Below are 2,789 nucleotides of genomic sequence, written 5' to 3'. Positions count from 1 at the left end.
GGTGCGACACGTTGACGCACAAACATCACGCTATGAGGGTAATACTTCATAGACTTATGGCCATGTGATGCTAAAAGCGTCGGGCTTATCTCGGCAGGGATGAGCAACAACTGATAACCCGATAGGTAGAATGAAGGAGTAACGCCCTGAAATGCCTACTCTGATACTTCGACCGGCTTCGGCTGTAATGGCTGGAGTCTGGAGCTCGATAAAGTCGGCGGAAGTTTGTCGTAACAGCGTGGCAACACGGCTGACGAAAGTGCAGTAGAGGTACTGTATGCAGATGACACGCCGGGAGTCTATAAAATATCTATGGTGAGAATGTCTACGACGGACTGACGAAAACCGCGAATGTACGGGTCTAGATGTTTACCGTATAGAAATGTACGGACACTTAAATGTGGGTCAGTGCGGTAAAGTAAAAATCGAAAATATGAAATTCCGTATTGTGTTGCAGGCACAATCAAGCTGACAGGACTATAGCGGACACCTAAGGATATATGTACAGATAGGGTTATCGGAACGTGGAAAGGTACAGAGTTGCTCATAAGCAATCTGCGGACGAATCATATAAGCCGCTTAATCTGTGCTGAAAAGCGAAGCTCGAACCTATGACAGCCCAACGAAAAAGGCGGGCTTGAGGAATGGGCTTTAGTCGGTTAGAAACTATTGTTGTCATTCAATCGTATAAGGATTACGAGTAAGACAAAAAGGGACACTTTCCCGCGAAAGGAGAGTGATGCCTTATGACCAGAAAAAAGAAACAACTGCTATGTGAGGAAAATCTGCGACATAACGAGTATTACGGAATGCAAGATACCTTCGATAATCTATATGCTGCCAGTAAGAATGGTGAGGTGTTTACAGACCTCATGTCTATCGTCCTTCAAAGGGAAAACATTCTGCTGGCATACAGAAATATCAAGAAAAACACAGGAAGTAAAACGTGTGGAACAGATAAACTCACAATCAGGGACATTGGAAAGTGCTCCCCTGATGAAGTAGTTGAAAAAGTGAGATTTATTGTAAACGGAAGTGAGCATGGTTATCGTCCTAAGCCAGTCAGGCGAAAGGAGATACCGAAGCCATACGACCCGAGCAAGACAAGACCCTTAGGCATTCCATGCATCTGGGACAGGTTAATCCAACAATGTATTAAGCAGGTAATGGAGCCGGTATGTGAAGCTAAGTTCAGTGAGAACAGCTATGGCTTTAGACCGAACCATTCCGTAGAAAACGCTATTGCCAGAAGTTATAAACTGTTACAGCAAGCAAACCTGCACTATGTCATTGAATTCGATATTAAAGGATTTTTTGACAATGTGAACCATGCAAAGCTGATTCGGCAGATTTGGGCAATGGGGATTCACGATAAGGCGCTTATATTTGTGCTTCGGAGAATACTGACAGCACAGATAAAACTTGAGGACGGAACATTTATTACGCCTGATAAGGGAACACCACAGGGTGGAATCATTTCTCCACTCCTTGCAAACATCGTTCTTAACGAACTCGACCACTGGGTTGAAAGCCAATGGCAATGGAGTCCGATATGCAAAAGAAATGTCAGACCTGAAAACGGGTACAGACAGGCGAAAAAGTCCAACCTCAAAGAGATGTTCATTGTTCGATATGCGGACGACTTTCGGATTTACTGTAGAACGAAAGATACTGCTGAACGGACAATGCACGCAGTTATACAGTGGTTAAGAGAAAGGCTGAAACTGGAAATCTCAGAAAAGAAAACAAGGATTATCAATGTCAGAAATCATTACTCAGACTTCCTTGGGTTCAAGATGAAAGTTCACAGGAAAGGCAACAAGCTGGTGGTAATTTCATACATCGCTGATAAGAATTTTGACCACAAGCGCCAGAAGCTGAAAACACAGGCAAAACGGATTGTCCATCCCCGAAAAATCTATGGAGAACAGGGTGAAATCAGGCTCTATAACAGTATGGTCACAGGAATGCAGAATTATTACTGCATTGCCACCCATATCAACCATGATTGCGCAATACTAAATCGTGCAGTTATGACACTGCTCACAAATAGGCTTAGTACCCGTAACGGGAATCGATTGGTTAAAACCGGACGGGAATTGACTGAGTTTGAAAGAAGCCGATTTGGAAAATCCAAAATGATGCGATATGTTGCAGGCACAAATGAGCCAGTATATCCTATTGGCTACACGCAACACAAGAATCCTTTATTCCGTAAAAAAACATGGAATTACTACACTCCAGAGGGGCGGGAAGGCATTCACAATAACCTACGAATCAATATGGCCATTCTGCTCTCGCTTATGCGGAAGCCACCCTATGGCTATAGCGCGGAATATGCAGATAACAGAATATCACTATTCTCTGCTCAATGGGGAAAATGTGCTGTTACCGGTGAAGAATTCTCAAGTACACATGAGATTCACTGTCATCACAAACTGCCCCGGTATCTTGGAGGCGATGATTCCTATGGGAATCTTATTTTAGTGAAGGATTCTGTACACAAGTTGATTCATGCCATCAATGCAGATACAATCGCAAAATATTTGGAACTCCTACAGCTTGACAAGAGCCAGCTCAAAAAGGTAAATACGCTCCGTGAGTTGGCGTCTCTGCCGTTAATCTAATCTCTCACTAATCAACACAACACAGTATTTCTATGACAGGTTTGATTGTTTAGACAACGAAATCTACTAACCGATGGAACGCCGTGTGCGGTGAAAGTCGCATGCACGGTGTGAAGTGGGGGAAAAGCCTGAGATGATATCAGGGGCTTACCTATCACTATA

The 2,789-nt window shown here is 43.6% G+C and carries 1 protein-coding gene; it reads left to right on the top strand.

What is annotated here, in order from left to right:
- The first annotated feature begins 746 nt into the window (after positions 1-746).
- Positions 747-2,627 carry a group II intron reverse transcriptase/maturase gene (ltrA, locus tag FYJ39_RS20200; protein WP_002585010.1) on the top strand — a complete coding sequence of 627 codons (1,881 nt, stop codon included), beginning with the start codon at positions 747-749 and terminating at the stop codon, positions 2,625-2,627.
- The last annotated feature ends 162 nt before the right edge of the window (positions 2,628-2,789 follow it).

Source organism: Clostridium porci (assembly GCF_009696375.1).
GTDB lineage: Bacteria > Bacillota > Clostridia > Lachnospirales > Lachnospiraceae > Enterocloster > Enterocloster porci.
This window is presented reverse-complemented; position numbering and strand designations above follow the sequence as displayed.

Excerpts from the sequence above, each read along its gene's own strand:
- ltrA (WP_002585010.1), top strand. The coding sequence starts at position 747 with ATGACCAGAAAAAAGAAACAACTGCTATGTGAGGAAAATCTGCGACAT.